We start from the raw sequence: 16619 nt of genomic DNA, 5'->3' as shown, positions 1-16619 counted from the left end.
GTGGCGCGCGCGCTTCCGCCGGAAGTCCGGATGCCGGGCGATTGGCGCGAGGCCGCGCGCCTGCCGCACCCGTATCAGCTCGCCGCGCTCGGCGCGGTGCTGTGCCTGTACCGCGCGGAACACGGCGGCGAACTGACCGGCTGGCACCAGGCCATCAGCGTGCGGGTCCGTGCGGGCCTGGACAGCGATGGCCTGCGCGAGTCACTGCAATTCCTGGACGCCGCGGGCCGCTGCTGCTGGCGCCTGTTCCTGCTCCCCGACAGCGACTTCCTGGCCTGGGATCGCCTGTTGTCGCGTTGGCCGCAGGAAATGGGCATGGATGCCCCGACGGGTGTCGGCGAGCGGTTGTGGCGTCGCCTGGCCGGTCGTCTGCGCGGGGAGCAGTGGCGCGCCGCGATCCTCCGGTTGCACGAACTGCCGGGCGAGGGCGGACGACCGGTGCTGGCCGCCAGCCTGGCGCGCCTGTCGTCGCTCGGCGCCGCCACCGCGCGTGCGATTGCCCGCAGCGAGTGCATCGATGATGAAACCCTGTCGGACGAGTGCTGCTGTCTCTCGTCCGCACCGTCGCGAATCCGCGACATGTCCCACGGTAGCTACCCGGACGCCGTGATTTCCTGGAAGCCAGACGAGAGAACCCACGCATGAAACTCCTGCCCCTTTTCCTCCTGCCGGTGCTGCTGGCCGGCGTCGGCGACGTCGCCGCGCAGAACGCCGATCCCGCGCGCGACCGCCAGTCGATTCTCGCCATGCAGGGCGAGTACACCGTCGATTTCGCCTTCGACGAAACCGTGTTGTTGCAGCCGGGCTACGAGCGCCAGGCGGCGATGCGCAGCGGTGGCGACGAGACCGTGATCGTGGTCGAGGACACGCCGCGCCGGATCGTCCTGCAGCACATCCTGGTGGATGCCAAGAGCGGCCACGTCACCAAGCACTGGCGGCAGGACTGGGTCTATGAAGCGCCGCAGCGCTTCGAATTCCGCGCGGACCAGACCTGGACCCGTCAGGCCATTTCCGCCGAGGTCACCCGTGGCGCCTGGACCCAGTGCGTCTACGAGGTCAGCGATGCGCCGCGCTACTGCGGCACCGGCCGCTGGGACTACCGCGATGGCCACGCTACCTGGACCAGCGACCTGTCGTGGCGTCCGTTGCCGCGTCGCGAGTACACCCGCCGCAGCGACTACAACGCGATGTCGGTGGTCAATCGTCATACGCTCACGCCGGGTGGCTGGACCCACGAGCAGTTCAACACCAAGGTGCTGCGCAAGCCCGACGGAAGCCAGGTGCAACTGGCGCGCGAATTCGGATTCAACGACTACATCAAGACCACCGGGATCGACTTCAAGCCGGCGTACGAATACTGGAAGGGCACCGCGGACTACTGGGCCAGGGTGCGCGGCCGCTGGGAACGGTTCCTGGACCGGGATACCGGCGTGCATCTCAAGACCAAGATCGACGGCATGGCGATGATCATCCCGTTGTTCACCCAGGCCGAAGCGGAACAGGAAGGCAAGGCGGTCAGCGATGCGGAGATCGACAAGGTGTTCGCGGCATGGGTGGAGCCGGCGCCGGCCGTCCGCACCGTCGCCCGATAAATCCGGGATGCGGGATACCTCGCCACCGCCCCTGCAACTGCTGCCGCTGATCCTGGTCAACGCGGCCTGCATGATGGCGATGAACGCCTTCATCGCGCTGCTCGGGCCGTTGGCGCGGACGCTGGAACTCGCCGAATGGCAGGCCGGGGCGTCGGTCACCGTGGCCGGTGTGCTGTGGTTCCTGCTGGCGCGGCGCTGGGGACGCCTGAGCGACCGGCTGGGACGCAAGCGCGTGATCGTGACGGGCATCGTCGGGTTCGCGCTGTCCTGCCTTGCGCTCGCCGTGGGTATCCATTGGGCGCTGCTGACGGCTCCCGGCGCGCTGATCGGCTTTCTGCTGCTGTTGGCCGGGCGGGGCGCAATCGGCGCTTTCTTCGCCGCGGTTCCGGCGGCGGCCAACGCGATGGTCGCCGACCGCACACCAGTCGAGCGGCGCACCGCGGCGATGGCGACGCTGGGCGCGTCCAGCGCGATCGGCCTGGTGCTCGGCCCGTCGCTGGCGGGCTGGCTGGTGGGCGGCGGTCTGGTATTGCCGCTGTACGCGATGGCCGGCCTGGCGGTCCTGGCCCTGATCATTGCCCTGACCGGCCTCAGCGCCGGACACGCCCACATGCCGCCTGCCGCACCATCGGTGCGAATGGGGGATCCTCGATTGCGGGTACCGGTGGTGGTCGCGTTCGTGGCGATGGGCAGCGTCGCCATCGCCCAGATCTGCGTGGGCTTCTATGCGATGGATCGCTGGGGTCTGTCGCGCGAACATGCCGGCCGGGTGGCGGGGCACGCCCTGACCGCGGTGGGCATCGCGCTGATCGCCGCGCAGTTGGGCGTGCGGCGTCTGCAATGGCCACCACGCACGCTCATCCGGCGTGGCGCGGGGCTGGCGATGCTGGGCTTCCTCGTCGCCGGTTTCACCACCGCATCCTGGCAACTCGTCGCAAGTTACTTCGTGATGGCGCTGGGCATGGGATTGGTGTTCCCGGCGTTCTCCGCGATGGCGGCGAACGCGGTGGCCGCGCATGAGCAGGGCGCGGCCGCCGGCACCGTATCCGCGGCCCAAGGCATGGGCATGGTGCTGGGACCGCTGCTGGGCGCGCTGTTGTACGGCATCGCGCCGGCGGTGCCGTTCGTGACCGGAGCCGCGCTGCTGGCGCTGGTCGCGCTCTGGGTCGGTGGTGCGCGCGACCGGAGCATCGCCGCGACCGCGGACGGATCCACCTGACGCAAGGCGAAAAAAATGCCCCGGGATTTCCGGGGCAGGGAATTCACTTGCGCGTTTCTGATGGGAATGCTCAGACCGGTACGCCCGGTGGTGGCGGCGGCGGCGGCGGCGGTGCGGGAGGCGGAGGCATGGAGGGCGCCTTCGGCGCGACGGGTGGCGTGGGCGGCGCCGGGAAAGGCGCGTTGGAGTCGCTGCTGTACTCGTGGATCTTCCCGTTGCGATCGACCATCACCACCTGTTGCCCGCGGGAGGTGATCACGGTGGGCGGAGACGGCGGTGCGGGAATCGTGGCCGCCGTCGGGGGCGCGGGTGGCGCTTTCGCCGCTGGCGAAGGGGGAGCCGGCGGCGGCGCTGGCGGAGCAGGGGGCGCCGGCGGGACCGGAATCCGCAACGGGGTCGCGCGGGGAATCCGGATCGCGCTGGTCGCGCTCCGGCGATCACGCAGGTACTCGACGTTGACGCGGCTGTCGGCGGGTTTGCCGCGCAGCGCCTCCATCACCTCGCGGGGCGTCCCCACCTCCTTGCCTTCAACGCGCCGGATCACGTCGCCGGCCTGCAGGCCTTCCAGCTCCGGTCCGGTCGACAGCACCAGCACGCCGCGATCGGTGCCGAAGTAGCGCCCCAGCTGCGGATCCACGGATGACAGGTTCAGGCCGTTCCAGCGATAGGCTTCGGCCAGCCGCGGCATCAGGCAATCCTTGCCTTCACCGCAGTCGGTGAGTTCCCGCACACGCATCAGTTCGCGCTGGATTTCCGGGGTGATGGCCAGTTCGGCCGGCTTGAAGTCGAACGCGCCGAAGTTGAAGTTGTCGACCGTCGCGATGCCGTCCCCGTCCGGCGACAACACGATGCGGGTGCCGCGTTCATCGATCGAACCGTCGTCGGTGAAGACCAGGACCGGACGGCCAGCCTGAGGCAGCACTTCCACGACCTGCGGGCGGCCATCGCGCTGGAACTCGACCTTCACCGGCACGTCCGTCTCCAGTCCCGACAGGGCGGCGCGCGCATGTTCCAGGCGTTGATCAGGCGTATTGCCGGTGATTGCCTTGCCATTGATCTTCAGCAACTGATCGCCGGAGCGCAGGCCGACCCGCGCGGCGCCGCTGTCCGGAGTGATGCCGGTGATGCGGACGCCCGTCCGCGAATCCGGTGCCAGCAGCACGCCCAGCATCGGACGCCGCTCGATGCGTTGGCGCATCGCCGCCATTTCGTCGGCGCGCGAAAGTTCGGCCATGCGCCGGGCGGCGCGTTGCAACTCCGCGCGCGCCGCATCCAGTTCCTTGCGCTGCGCTTCCTGCGTGGCGGCGCGCTGGGCCGCGACCCTCGCGTCCTCCCGCGAAGCGGCGGCGTTGTCCTGGGCCTGGCTGGAGAAAGCCAGGCCAACGGCGATGGCGAGCGCTGCGATGCTCAGGTTTCGGGTATGGGATTTCATGATCACCTCGGGTTGTTCCTCGTGTTCCTCAATAGACTTGGGCAACCGCGCCATCGGTCGGGTAGCCGTTGGCCGCCATCCAGCGCTGCGTGCTTTCCACGCCGGTCAGCCGCTGCAGGACCGCGACCCGCTCGCGCCACAGGCCGACGCGGGTGTCTGCCGCCAGATCCGGTTGCGACAGCGCGACGTCGATACCGGCCACGCGCTCGTTCAGCGCGGCGCTCAGCGCCATGGCCGGGCCACTGGCCATGCGATCGTCGCGGATCTGCGACAGCAAGGCCTCCAGCCGCGCCGACTCGGCGTACAGGGTTTCCAGCGCGGCGGGTGACGCCGGCGTTCCGGCGGCGACGGTGGCTTCGGCAGCTTCGGTGGCGGGACGGGCTGGCGTGTCGATGTGCTTCGCCACGGCAGTGGACGTCGCGTGCCGCCGGTTGGATGTGTCCGCATCCGCCGGATGCGGCCGGACGGGCGCGTCTTCGTTCGTGGTGGCGCGCACGGGCGCGGTAGCCAGACCGGTATCGGATGGCGCGCCGCCGGTGACGGATGCGGGTTGCGCGGGTTCGCCGTCGGCCATGTCCGTGCCGGTTCTGGTCGGCGCGGGCGCAGGTGTGGAAGTGGCAATCGACGTCGCGGGTGCGTTCGCCGGCACCACCGTCGACGGCGGATCGGAAACCGCGACCGGCGGTGACTGATCGGGACCGGCGCCACGCCACGGCACCGCCATCGCGAGCGCCAGGCAGGCCGCGGCGGCGGCCGGGATCCAGAACCGATTGCGCGACCGGCGCATGGGCAACGTGGTCGCCACGCGGTTCCAGCCACCCGTCGGTGGCGTCTCCAGCGGCAACGCGGCGAACGCCTGGCTCCAGTCTTCGGGTGCGGGGGAGGCCGGATGGCGTGCATCAGGCATGGGCGGGTTCCTCGATGTGCAGCAGCGCCCGCAGGCGGCGGGTGCCGCGCGAAAGCTGCGATTTGGAAAAACTGGGCGTGCGCTGCATCAGCCGGGCGATTTCCTCGTGGGTATAACCCTCGGCGTGGTACAGCCACAGCACGCTGCGGGTCGCGGCGGGCAAAGCCCCCAGGGCGCGCTGCAGCATCGCCGCATCTGCGGCGGCCGGTGGCAGGTGTCCCTGGTCCTCGGGAAGATCCTCCTCGTCCATGGCGATCTCCATGTCGAAGCGGCGGTTGCGGCGCAGCTTCATCAGCGATTCGTTGACGGCGATCTGGCGCAGCCAGCCCCAGAACGGGCTGCCGCCGCGAAAGTCGTCGAGGTGGTGGAACAGCTTCAGCATGGTGTCCTGCAACACGTCGGAGGCTTCCTCCCGGTCGCCGCAGATGCGCAGCGCCAGGGTGAACACGGGCCGCTCGAACCAGCGGTACAACTGCTCGAAGGCGTCCTGCCGCCCCGCGCGGGCGCGGGCCAGGAGGGTGTCGGGCACATCGATGGCGAAGCTGGATACGGGTGGCATGCATCCATCCAGATGCCGGTGACGGCGAAAGGGTTGCAGCCGGGCTCGCGATGGCCGGTTTCGTCCCGGCCGCGCTCCGGGGGCGTCTATACTCCCCTATAACTAGGGACAGAGGGGGTGAGTGATGTTTTCTTCGGGTCTGACCACGTTCGTGGTCATCGCAATCGGCATTTTCATCGTCGTCACCTTCCTCAAGGGGGTGCGGGTGGTGCCGCAGGGCTACGAGTTCACCGTCGAGCATTTCGGCCGGTACACCCACACGATGTCCCCCGGCCTGCACTTCCTGATTCCCTACATGCAGGGGGTGGGGCGCAAGGTCAACATGATGGAACAGGTGTTCGAGGTGCCGTCCCAGGACGTGATCACCAAGGACAACGCCGTGGTGAAGGTGGACGGCGTGGTGTTCTTCCAGGTACTGGACGCGGCCAAGGCGGCCTATGAAGTGGCCAACCTGGACCAGGCGATGATCGCATTGGTGCAGACCAACATCCGTACCGTCATCGGCTCCATGGACCTGGACGAATCGCTGAGCCAGCGCGAGACCATCAACGCCAAACTGCTGGGCGTGGTCGATCATGCGACCAGTCCGTGGGGAGTGAAGGTCAACCGCATCGAGATCAAGGACATCCAGCCGCCGCGGGATCTGGTCGATTCGATGGCGCGGCAGATGAAGGCCGAGCGCGACAAGCGCGCCTCGATCCTGGAAGCGGAAGGTTCGCGGCAATCGGAAATCCTGCGCGCCGAGGGCGAGAAGCAGTCGGCGATCCTGGAAGCCGAGGGCAAGCGCGAAGCCGCCTATCGCGAGGCCGAGGCGCGCGAGCGTCTGGCCGAAGCGGAAGCCAAGGCGACCACGCTGGTGTCCGAGGCCATCGCCAAGGGCGACGTGCAGGCGATCAACTACTTCATCGCGCAGAAGTACGTGGAGGCGTTCAAGGAACTGGCGACCGCGCCCAACCAGAAGTTCGTGTTGATGCCGATGGAGGCCAGCGGCGTCATCGGCTCCATCGCCGGCATCGCGGAGCTGGCCAAGGACGCATTGAACCAGCAGCAGGCGTCGATCGCGTCGCGGCCGCCGCGCATCGGGGGCTGAGATGAGCTTCAAGTTCGCGTTCTGGGCAGGCGCCGCGCTGCTGCTGTTCGCGGCCGAGACGATGGCGCCGGGCGCCTTCATGCTCTGGTTCGGCTTCGCCGCCGCGGCGATGGCGGTGGTGGTCCTGGTACTCCCGGAACTGGGCTGGCTGTGGCAGGCGATCCTGTTCTCGGTGTTCGCGGTCATCTCGGTCGGCATCTATCTGAAGTGGTTCCGGGGACGTGGCCGGCGCAGCGACCAGCCGCTGCTGAACCGTCGTGCCGAGCAACTGGTCGGCCGGGTGCTGGAACTGGATCAGGCCATCGTCGACGGCCGCGGCCGGGCCAGGGTGGACGATGCCTTCTGGTCGGTCAGCGGTCCCGACCTGCCCAGCGGCGCGCGCGTGCGCGTGGTCGCCGTGGACGGGATGACCTTGAAGGTGCAGGCGCACTGATCGCGCCTGCGCCCCCAGGCGGATCGGCACGACGGTTTCGGAACTGAAAACGGCCGTGGCGGGCGCACCGCCTGGAGCGGGTGGGAACCGACCGGGCTCCGCTCGTCCGCGTCCGGCGATTCCCGGGATGGATCGCCGGGGGCGTTCCCGGCGGCATGCGTCCGCACCATGCGGCGGCGTCGGGGGCGCTGCCGCGCCCCATCTGGGATAATGGCGCTCTTTGCCCCGGGAGCCGCCATGACCAACAAGACCATACTCAACGACACCCATCGCGCGCTTGGCGCCAAGATGGTCGATTTCGGCGGCTGGGACATGCCGATCCATTACGGCTCCCAGATCGAGGAGCATCACCAGGTGCGCCGCGACGCCGGCATGTTCGACGTCAGCCACATGACCGTGGTCGACCTGCACGGTGACCGCACCCGCGAATTCCTGCGCCACCTGGTCGCCAATTCGGTCGACAAGCTGAAGGTTTCGGGCAAGGCGCTGTATACCTGCATGCTCGATGCCAATGGCGGGGTCATCGACGACCTCATCATCTATTTCATGGACGAGGCCTTCTTCCGTCTGGTCGTCAACGCCGCCACCCGCGACAAGGATCTGGCGTGGATCCAGTCCCAGGCCGCCGCGTTCGACGTGGAGGTGAAGGAGCGCCCCGAGTTCGCCATGATCGCCGTGCAGGGGCCGACCGCCCGCGCGAAGGTCATCGGCCTGCTGCGCGAGACCGATCGCGCCGCCGCCGACAAGCTGTCCCGGTTCGCCGCCGTGCAGGCGGAGAGCAGCGCCGGCGTGCCGCTCTTCGTCGCCCGCACCGGCTACACCGGTGAGGATGGCTACGAAATCGTGCTGCCGGAGCGGGACGCGGTGTCCTTCTGGAACGCGTTGCTGGAGGCGGGCGTGAAGCCGGCCGGACTGGGCGCCCGCGACACCCTGCGCCTGGAGGCGGGCATGAATCTCTATGGTCAGGACATGGACGAGTCGGTGTCGCCCTACGAGGCCGCGCTGGCCTGGACGGTCGCCCTGGACGCGGGGCGCGACTTCATCGGCCGTCCGGTGCTGGAACAGCAGAAGGCCAACGGCGCGCCGCGCCAGATGATTGGACTGGTGATGGACGAGAAGGGCGTGCTGCGCCACGGCCAGACGGTCCTGACCGCCAATGGCGACGGCGAGATCCTGTCGGGCACGTTCTCGCCCACCCTGGGCAAGGCCATCGCCTTCGCGCGCGTGCCGGCCGGCGAGCCCGGTGCGGTCCGCGTGGACATCCGTGGCAAGGAAGTCCCGGTGCGGGTCGTGAAGTTCCCGTTCGTCCGTGACGGCCAGGCCCAGCCCGGCGTGCTGGGTGAATGAAATGACGGTGGTGACGGCCCTGGGCCGGACCACTTTCATGCCCGGCATAAGCAGCTAAACTAGCGTCCTCTTTCCGCCCACCTGATACAAATCCGGAGTAGTCAACATGAGCGAGATTCCCGGCGATCTCAAATTCCTGAAGTCCCACGAATGGGCCCGCGCCGAAGGCGGTGGCCGCGTCACGGTCGGCATTTCCGATCACGCACAGGGCCTGCTGGGCGACCTGGTCTATGTCGAACTGCCGAACGTCGGCGACCGGGTGGAGGCGGGCAACGCCAGCGCCGTGGTCGAGTCCGTGAAGGCGGCATCGGACGTGTACAGCCCGGTCACCGGCAAGGTGATCGAGGTCAACGCGGCACTGGCCGACAAGCCCGAGACCATCAACGAGGATGCCTACGGCGAAGGCTGGATCTTCGTGGTGGAGGCCGAGGAGCCGGAGCAGCTCAACGAACTGCTCTCTCCCGACGACTACGCCGAGCTGCTGGAAGACGAGGACCACTGAGTCCTCCGACCGCACGGAGTACCGACCGGCCGCCATCGAGCGGCCGGTTTTTTTTGCCTCTCCCAGAGGACATGCGCGGGCGCGGCATCGGAACCGGGATCGGGCATCGGCGGACACGGCAAGCCGGCGCGTCGGAATTCCGCCACCACGTCGCCGACGCGACACCATCCGCGGCAACCTCGACAGCGCGTGCGAGGCGCGCGATCCGGACGCCGGACACGCTCGGCGAACAGACGCGAAGGGTGGTGATGCGCATCGCCGGATGCCGACGGGAGGATGCCGATGCATCTCTGGACGGCCGCGAAGACCGTCGCGACGGCGGTTTTTTTTTGCGCAGATCCGCGCAATCGGGCTTGTGCGCCGCCCCAATCCGGACCGTTCGGCGGAAAAATTTTTAGGTGCCGTTTAGCCGTTTGTTGCCGTCCCGACGACGCTCCCATCGGGATGGCGGACGATGATCCCGATTACGTGCCGCACGAATCCATGTCAAAAAAACGCTCGTTTTTGCGCTTTTTTTTTTTGCGTCGCGTGGTCGCTGGCGTTGTCGACCGGATCCGTCGCGCTCATTTCCCATGCCTGGGCGTGGCCGGTCGACCGGGCAGGCGGTGGCGGCGGAGGAAAAAAAAATCGCCGAGGTGTTGACACGTCCAAAAACCGTGATTAGGTTTCGCGCAGCAGAGAGTGCTGCGGAAGCGAGTGAGTCGGATCAATACGACAGCGCGAGTGACAACAAGGCCAATCGTCCCAGCCCAGGTAGCGGCGGACGCAGGGCCCGCTTCCCCCGAAAAAAAGCACCCCACCTTCCTTATCGCACCCGCGTCGCCCGGCGAAGCGGGTGTTTTCGTATTTGTAGGGGACCACGTCAGAAGGGTCCCGACAAAAGAATCCGGTTCAACGCGCCTGGCGCGTCGACGGTTGCCTGCGGGTCCGACTCCCGCGGCTGATTCCGCAACTGGGCCTGCCTTCGGGCAGAGGTTTCGTACCCCGATGTACCCAATCCAAGTTCACTGACGAGGAGCCATCACATGGCAATGAAGAAAGCTGCTAAGAAGAAACCTGCCAAGAAGGCCGCCAAGAAGGCGACCAAGAAGGCAGCCGCCAAGAAGACCGTGAAGAAGGCCGCCAAGAAGGCCGCCAAGAAGGTCACCAAGAAGGCCGCCAAGAAGACCGTGAAGAAGGCTGCCAAGAAGGTCGCCAAGAAGCCGGCCAAGAAGGCTGCGAAGAAGGCTGCGAAGAAGGTTGCCAAGAAGGCCACCAAGAAGGCTGCCAAGAAGACCGCCAAGAAGGCTGCGAAGAAAGTAGCCCGCAAGCCTGCCAAGAAGGCTGCCAAGAAGACCGCGAAGAAGGCTGCCAAGAAGGCTGCCAAGAAGCCGGCCAAGAAGGCTGCGAAGAAGGCCGCCAAGAAGCCTGCCCGCAAGTCCAAGAAGAAAGCGGCTCCGGTCGCGCTGCCGGCCACCCCGGCTCCGCTGATCTAAGCCAACCCCGATTAGCCGTATCCATCAGACTCTCTCCCTGTGCCCAGCAGGGAGAGAGTTTTTTTTTGCGCGGGCGCTTAAGCTTGTCGCCGTCCGATACGGAGGAACGACATGAAGCTGCTGAAGTGGACCCTTGGCGTCCTTATCCTGCTGGGCGTGCTGTTGGTCCTGGGCAGTCTGCTGCTGCCGGCACGCACCCATGTGGAAAGATCGATCACCATCCAGCGGCCACCGGCGGAAGTGTTTGCCACGCTCAACTCGTTCCGCCGGTTCAATGAGTGGTCGCCCTGGTTCGCCGCCGATCCCCAGGCGAAGTACACCTACGACGGGCCGGCCGAGGGTGTCGGGGCGGGCATGCGCTGGTCCGGCAATCAGGCGGTCGGCACCGGCAGTCAGCGAATCACGGAAAGCCAGGCATCGACACGCGTCGTGGTGGCGCTGGACTTCGGCGGGCATCCGTCGATTGCCACCTACACGCTGGCGGCCGAGGGCACGAGTGCCACGCGCCTGACCTGGGGCTTCGACATCGAGCATGGCTACAACCCGATGTCGCGCTGGTTCGGGTTGCTGTTCGACCGGATGATGGGCCCCGACTACGAGCACGGCCTGAGCAGGCTCAAGTCCCTGCTGGAAACCGCACCGCCGCGCTGAACAGCGAGGTCACCAACGAAAACGCCCCGCGCGGATCGCCGAGCGGGGCGTGAGGTCGGAAGGGGCGACCGCGACCGCCGTCAGCGCGGAGAGGCGGTTGCCTGGCTGGCGGCGGCGCCGCTCTTGTTGTCCGGTTGCGGCGTATCGGCCATCAGCAGATCGCTGGTATCCATCGGCGTATCCAGCCATTGCTGCGGCGACAGGCCGATCGCGCGGTCGAGAATCGTCGGCAGCAGCCCGGAGGGCACCGAGCTGTCGCTGTTCCAGAGGATGGCGATGCCCAGATCGCGCTCGGGTACCAGCGCCACCATGCCGCGGTAACCCTGCACCGCGCCGGCATGGAAGATCACCGGATGGCTGGCGTAGTCGAAGACGCGCCAGCCCAGCGCGTAGCCGGCCGAATAGATGCGATCACGGCGCCAGCCGGCCCGCATCTCGCCCGGTGTGGGCACCAGCGACGCATGCAGCGTGGCCAGCAGCGGCGCGGGCAGCACGTCCTGGCGATGACCCGTCTGCGCCACCAGCCATTGCGCCATGTCGCTGATGCTGGCATTGACGCCGGCGGCGGGAGCCAGGCGGTAGTAGGTGGGCTTGGGCGTCAGCGCGACCCAGCCGTTGCGGCTGCGCACGTGCGGACGCGCCCAGCGCGCGCTGTTCTCGATGCCTTCAAGCCCCAGGCTGGCGTCGTTCATGCCGAGCGGCTTGAAGATGCGCCGGTCGACCGCCTGCTCGTAGAAGCCGCCGGTGGCGGCGAACACCACATCGCCGAACACGCTGAAGGCGACGTTCTGGTAGGCGTAGCACTGGCCGGGCACGCAGCTCATTGGCGCGTAGGCCAGCTTCTGGGTCACCGCGTAGTAGTCGGCATTGCCTTCGATGTCGCGGTCGAACGCGTTGTGGGCCTGCAGGCCGACCCGATGGCTCAGCAGATCGGCCACGGTCACCTGGCGCGTCGCCATCGGATCACTGAGGCGGAAGTTCGGCACATAGTCCGCCACGCGGCTGTCCCAGCGCAGCGAGCCGTCGTTGACCAGCAGGCCGGCCAGCGTGCCGGCGAAGGCCTTGGAGAGCGAGGCCAGGCGGAACACGGTATGCCCGTCGATCGTCTGCGGGGCGCTGACGTCGGTGACGCCATACCCCTTCGCCGTCAGTACGCGGCCGTTGTGGACGATGGCCAGCGCCAGGCCGGGAACGCGCTCGCCCAGGGTCAGCTGCTGCGCCATCGCTTCGAAGCGGGCGACGTCGAAGTCTGGCGCGAGCGTGGATGCCGACACGGTCGTTGCGACAGCCGTGGCGGCGGTATCGACATGCGGGGCGGCAAGGGACGTGGCGGGTTGCGTCGGCGAGGCGGTGTGGGCGGCGCCGGCGGGAGGCGTCTGCGCCGTGGAGGCCAGCGTCATCGGTATCAGCAGTCCGAGCAGCCCGATGCGGAACGGGCGCAACGGCCGCCGAATTACCTTCTTCTTCATGTACTGATCGCCTGCGCAACGGTTGCTGGACACGATAATAACGTTGCTGTTTCAGATTGCACAAATGGCGGCAACTTCCGCACGCATGTCGTTCATCTAGTTGAAGATCCGGGTGCGGTCCGTCGCATTTTTGACGCGCCCTGTTCAGCTCCCTGAGCAGGGATTCCGGCGTGCGATTCAGTGCGGAACGCGGAGAGGCGGGTGCCCACGGATGAGGTCGGCAGCGCGCTCGGCAATCATCATCGTCGGCGCGTTGGTATTGCCGCCGATGAGGGTGGGCATCACCGAGGCATCGATCACGCGCAGCCCGCCGACGCCATTCACGCGCAACTGCGGATCGACCACCGCGTTGCCGTCATTGCCCATCCGGCAGGTGCCGATCGGGTGATACACCGTCTCGGCCTTGGCGCGCACGAATGCCGCAAGACCGGTTTCGTCCAGATCGTCGCGGGCGGGGAAGATCGGCGCGCCGCGGTAGTCGTCGAACGCGCGCTGGGCGAACAGATCGCGCGACAGGCGCGCGCACTCGATCATCATCTTCATATCGAAGCCTTCGGGATCACTCAGGTAGTTGGCCTCGATGCGCGCCGGCGTGCGCGCGTCCGCGCCGTCCAGGCGGATGCGGCCACGGCTGCGCGGCCTGAGGAAACACGCATGCAGGGTGTACCCGTCTCCCGCCAGGCGGTGCCGGCCATGGTCGTCGAGCATCGCAGGCACGAAATGCAGTTGGATGTCGGCATGCGGGCCGGACGCCAGCGACGAGCGGACAAACGCGCCCGCCTCCGCGATGTTGCTGCTGCCTGGGCCACGATGCCCGCGCAGGAAGTAGTCGAAGGCTGTCTTCAGTTCGCTGGTGCGATCGTAGGTCACCGGGCGAGTGGAGTGCCGCAGGGTGCAGATGTCCAGATGATCCTGCAGGTTGAGTCCCACCTGGGGGGCATCCATCTGCACGGCGATGCCGCGCTCGCGCAGATGATCGGCGGGCCCGACGCCGGACAGCATCAGCAACTGCGGTGAGTTGATCGCGCCCCCGGCCAGGAGCACTTCGCGCTCGGCACGCACCTGAACTTCGCGTCCCCGATGGGCGTACGCCACGCCGACGGCGCGACCGTTCTCGATCAGGATGCGGCGGGCCAGGGTACCGGTGAACACTTCCAGGTTGGAGCGATGGCGCACCGGATGCAGGTAGGCCACGGCCGAGGAGCAGCGCGCGCCGTCTTTCTGGGTGACCTGATAGAAGCCGAAGCCCGCCTGCTGCGGCCCGTTGAAATCATCGTTGCGGTGGTAGCCGGCCTGCTGTCCAGCCTCGATGAAAGCCGACGACAGCGGGTTGGTATGGCGCAGATCGGACACATGCAGCGGACCATCGGCGCCATGCAGCGCGTCGGCTCCGCGGGTGTTGCGTTCGGAACGCTTGAAGTAGGGAAGCACGCCGCGCCAGTCCCAGCCCTCCGCGCCCATCGCGTCCCAGCCGTCATAGTCCGCCGGCACGCCGCGGACGTAGCACATCGCGTTGATCGAACTGGAACCGCCCAGCACCTTGCCGCGTGGCCACCACAGGCGCCTGCCCTCAAGCTGGGCTTCCGCCACGGTGTCGTAGTTCCAGTTGACGCCCTTGTGGCCGACCAGCTTGGCCAGCCCGGCCGGCATGTGGATGAAGGGATGCCAGTCACGGGGACCGGCTTCCAGCAGCAACACGCGGCAGGCGGGATCTTCGGAAAGGCGGTTGGCGAGCACGCAGCCGGCCGAGCCGGCACCGATGATGATGTAGTCGTACACGTGGAGGCCTGCAACCGGGACCGGTCGAAGCTATCGGGCGGGGATAGAGCAAATGCTCGGCGGCCATCGGCATGGACGGACCCGGCACGCGCATTCCGCATTGATGGAACGCAGTGGCGCCGGAAAGTGCTGGCGATGTTGCAGTGCATCGGATACCTTGCGCGCGAGACGCCGGCCGCTGTGCCCGTCCCTCCCGTTCCCGGCGGCCACGACGATCCGCATGAATCCTGCCACTCACGATGCCTCCCGTCCCGCCGGCTTCCGCCAGGTGATTTCGCAACTGGGTGTGGATTCCCCGGCGCTGTGGTGGTCGCTGCTCTATTTCTTCTGCCTGCTCAGCGGCTACTACGTCCTGCGCCCGGTGCGCGACGCGATGGGCGCCTCGGGCGACGTCGCCGCGGTGTTCCCGGCGCGACTGATCGGCTGGGCGGGGCAGCACGGCATCGATCTCAAGGATTTCACCCTGCAGGTGCTGTTCACCGGCACCTTCGTCTGCATGGTGCTGCTGCAACCCGTCTACGGGGCCTTGGTGTCGCGCTTTCCCCGCCGGGTGTTCCTGCCCGTGGTGTACCTGGCCTTCATCGCCTGCCTGGGGTTCTTCTACTGGGCCTTCAACCGGGAACTGCCCGGACGCGGCGCGGCCTTCTTCATCTGGGTGGCGGTGTTCAACCTGTTCGCAGTGTCAGTGTTCTGGAGCTACATGGCCGACGTGTTCGACAACGAGAACGCGAAGAAGGTCTATGGCTACATCGGCGCCGGCGGCACCATCGGCGCGCTGGTGGGGCCGACGATCACCAGCCTGCTGGTGGAGCGCATCGGCGTGGGCAACCTGCTGCTGGTCTCGGCGCTGTTCCTGGCGGCCTGCCTGCTGTGCATCCTGCGCCTGCGACCGTGGGCGGTCCGCCGCGAGCAGCGCAACCGCGAGGCCAGCGGCGAGGACGCGATGGGCGGTTCGGTGCTGGCCGGCCTGCGGCTGGTCTGGCGGGATCCGCTGCTGCGTTCGCTGGCGATGCTGATGTTCTTCGGGGTCGGCGTCGGCACCCTGCTCTACAACGAGCAGGCGGCCATTGCACGGCAACTGGCGCAGGACGCTTCCCGGACCGCGTATTACGCCAACCTCGATCTGGGCGTGAACCTGCTGACCATCGTGGTGCAGGTGTTCCTGACCCGCTGGTTGCTGCGCAGGTTCGGCATCGCTCCGTTGCTGCTGATACCAGCCACCGCCATCCTGCTGGGCTACGCGCTGCTCGCGGCGGCGCCGTTGCCGGCGCTGATCTGGGTCGTCCAGGTGGCGACCCGCGCGGGCGAGTTCTCGCTGGCCAAGCCCGCCCGCGAAACCCTTTACACCCGGGTCGATCGCGAATCGCGCTACAAGGCCAAGGCGGTCATCGACACCGTGGTCTATCGCGGCGGCGATCTGAGCTTCGTCTGGTTGCACAAGGCGCTGTCGGCGCTGGGATCCAGCGTGGTGTTCCTGGTCGGCATCGGCGTGGCCGCCGGCATGACCCTGGGCGCCTGGCGCGTGATCCAGGCGCAGCGTCGCTTGCCGGAAACAGGATCGGCCGTTCCGGTGGAAGGCAAGGCCGCTTGAAACAGGACGCACAGGCCGAACACGTGCGCGACCATGGCGCAGCCGGCACCCCGGCGCAAACGCAGGCCGGCGGGTTGGCCCGCGCGTGCCCGCCTGAACACGCCGACGGCGCGCGTCGGCGTCATTGGCTATCCTGTCGAGGTCGCCTCGCTGGAACGAAAGCATGCTGATTGCCGCGTCACTGAGCTTCCTGGTTGCCTTGCTGCATCTTTACTTCATGGTGCTGGAGATGTTCCTGTGGACCCGTCCGGTCGGTCTCAAGACCTTCCGCAATACACCGGAAAAAGCCGCGATGACCCGGGTGCTGGCGGCCAACCAGGGGCTCTACAACGGCTTCCTGGCCGCGGGTCTGTTGTGGGGACTCCTGAGCCAGCAGTGGAACGTGGTGGTGTTCTTCCTCGTCTGCGTCACCATCGCCGCGCTGTATGGCGCCTACAGCGTCAGCCGGCGGATCTTCTTCGTGCAGGGCATTCCGGCCATCGCCGCGCTGGCCGCGATCCTCGTCGGGTGAACCGATTGTTCTCCCGGTAGGAGCGACGTCAGTCGCGACCTGGCGCCGCCAGGGAAGAACTT

General features: G+C 67.5%; 16 protein-coding genes. 11 read left to right on the top strand and 5 right to left on the bottom strand.

The annotated features are described in order from the left end of the window. The first annotated feature begins 30 nt into the window (after positions 1-30). Genes AC3DEZ_RS15890 through AC3DEZ_RS15880 form a run of 3 tightly spaced genes read left to right on the top strand, consistent with a single transcriptional unit; the run spans position 31 to position 2811 of the window. Complete coding sequence (locus AC3DEZ_RS15890; RefSeq protein ID WP_488389082.1) at positions 31-645, top strand: Hemin transport protein; 615 nt, start codon at positions 31-33, stop codon at positions 643-645. Continuing rightward, positions 642-1592 carry a DUF6607 family protein gene (locus AC3DEZ_RS15885; RefSeq protein WP_488389081.1) on the top strand — a complete coding sequence of 317 codons (951 nt, stop codon included), beginning with the start codon at positions 642-644 and terminating at the stop codon, positions 1590-1592. Before AC3DEZ_RS15890 ends, AC3DEZ_RS15885 begins: the two co-directional genes overlap by 4 nt. A gap of 7 nt (positions 1593-1599) precedes the next feature. Beyond that, positions 1600-2811: an MFS transporter gene (locus AC3DEZ_RS15880; protein WP_488389080.1), complete on the top strand. Its 1212-nt coding sequence runs from the start codon at positions 1600-1602 to the stop codon at positions 2809-2811. Positions 2812-2881: 70 nt separating this feature from the next. Here the strand turns inward: AC3DEZ_RS15880 and AC3DEZ_RS15875 are convergent, their stop codons facing one another. From AC3DEZ_RS15875 to AC3DEZ_RS15865, 3 genes are read right to left on the bottom strand one after another with little or no spacing between them, the layout of a single operon-like run. Next, positions 2882-4243, bottom strand: a complete 1362-nt coding sequence (locus AC3DEZ_RS15875; protein WP_488389079.1) for a PDZ domain-containing protein — start codon at positions 4241-4243, stop codon at positions 2882-2884. Positions 4244-4271: 28 nt separating this feature from the next. After that, on the bottom strand, positions 4272-5150 hold the full coding sequence (locus AC3DEZ_RS15870) for a hypothetical protein (RefSeq protein ID WP_488389078.1): 879 nt from the start codon (positions 5148-5150) through the stop codon (positions 4272-4274). Further along, entirely contained in the window at positions 5143-5709 is a 567-nt protein-coding gene (locus AC3DEZ_RS15865) for an RNA polymerase sigma factor (protein WP_447104836.1), read from the bottom strand. The genes AC3DEZ_RS15870 and AC3DEZ_RS15865 overlap by 8 nt, the downstream gene beginning before the upstream one ends. A gap of 124 nt (positions 5710-5833) precedes the next feature. Here AC3DEZ_RS15865 and AC3DEZ_RS15860 point away from each other — a divergent pair, with 124 nt between their 5' ends. The 6 genes from AC3DEZ_RS15860 to AC3DEZ_RS15835 all read left to right on the top strand — a co-directional run bounded on the left by AC3DEZ_RS15860 (position 5834) and on the right by AC3DEZ_RS15835 (position 11207). Then, positions 5834-6799, top strand: coding sequence for an SPFH domain-containing protein (locus AC3DEZ_RS15860; RefSeq protein WP_447104837.1), 966 nt, complete (start codon positions 5834-5836; stop codon positions 6797-6799). A 1-nt stretch (position 6800) separates the two neighbouring features. Next, entirely contained in the window at positions 6801-7232 is a 432-nt protein-coding gene (locus AC3DEZ_RS15855; RefSeq protein ID WP_488389077.1) for an NfeD family protein, read from the top strand. A gap of 237 nt (positions 7233-7469) precedes the next feature. Then, positions 7470-8579, top strand: coding sequence for a glycine cleavage system aminomethyltransferase GcvT (gene gcvT / locus AC3DEZ_RS15850; RefSeq protein ID WP_488389076.1), 1110 nt, complete (start codon positions 7470-7472; stop codon positions 8577-8579). Positions 8580-8685: 106 nt separating this feature from the next. After that, positions 8686-9081 (top strand): glycine cleavage system protein GcvH, encoded by a 396-nt coding sequence (gene gcvH, locus AC3DEZ_RS15845; protein WP_295374966.1) that lies wholly within the window; start codon positions 8686-8688, stop codon positions 9079-9081. 1025 nt (positions 9082-10106) lie between these two features. Further along, positions 10107-10556: a hypothetical protein gene (locus AC3DEZ_RS15840; RefSeq protein WP_447104840.1), complete on the top strand. Its 450-nt coding sequence runs from the start codon at positions 10107-10109 to the stop codon at positions 10554-10556. A 111-nt stretch (positions 10557-10667) separates the two neighbouring features. After that, a complete protein-coding gene (locus AC3DEZ_RS15835; RefSeq protein ID WP_488389075.1) occupies positions 10668-11207 on the top strand; it encodes an SRPBCC family protein in 540 nt (179 codons plus the stop codon). 80 nt (positions 11208-11287) lie between these two features. Here AC3DEZ_RS15835 and AC3DEZ_RS15830 read toward each other — a convergent pair whose 3' ends face one another. Both AC3DEZ_RS15830 and AC3DEZ_RS15825 read right to left on the bottom strand, forming a co-directional pair. Beyond that, positions 11288-12676, bottom strand: coding sequence for a serine hydrolase domain-containing protein (locus tag AC3DEZ_RS15830; RefSeq protein WP_488389074.1), 1389 nt, complete (start codon positions 12674-12676; stop codon positions 11288-11290). Positions 12677-12853: 177 nt separating this feature from the next. Continuing rightward, positions 12854-14455 (bottom strand): GMC family oxidoreductase, encoded by a 1602-nt coding sequence (locus AC3DEZ_RS15825; RefSeq protein ID WP_488389073.1) that lies wholly within the window; start codon positions 14453-14455, stop codon positions 12854-12856. A gap of 220 nt (positions 14456-14675) precedes the next feature. Between AC3DEZ_RS15825 and AC3DEZ_RS15820 the strand changes: the two genes are divergently transcribed. After that, positions 14676-16046: an NTP/NDP exchange transporter gene (locus AC3DEZ_RS15820; protein ID WP_488389072.1), complete on the top strand. Its 1371-nt coding sequence runs from the start codon at positions 14676-14678 to the stop codon at positions 16044-16046. A 163-nt stretch (positions 16047-16209) separates the two neighbouring features. Next, positions 16210-16557 carry a DUF1304 domain-containing protein gene (locus AC3DEZ_RS15815; protein ID WP_488389071.1) on the top strand — a complete coding sequence of 116 codons (348 nt, stop codon included), beginning with the start codon at positions 16210-16212 and terminating at the stop codon, positions 16555-16557. Positions 16558-16619: the final 62 nt, after the last annotated feature.

The organism is Pseudoxanthomonas sp. 134C1 (assembly GCF_057773065.1).
This window is presented reverse-complemented; position numbering and strand designations above follow the sequence as displayed.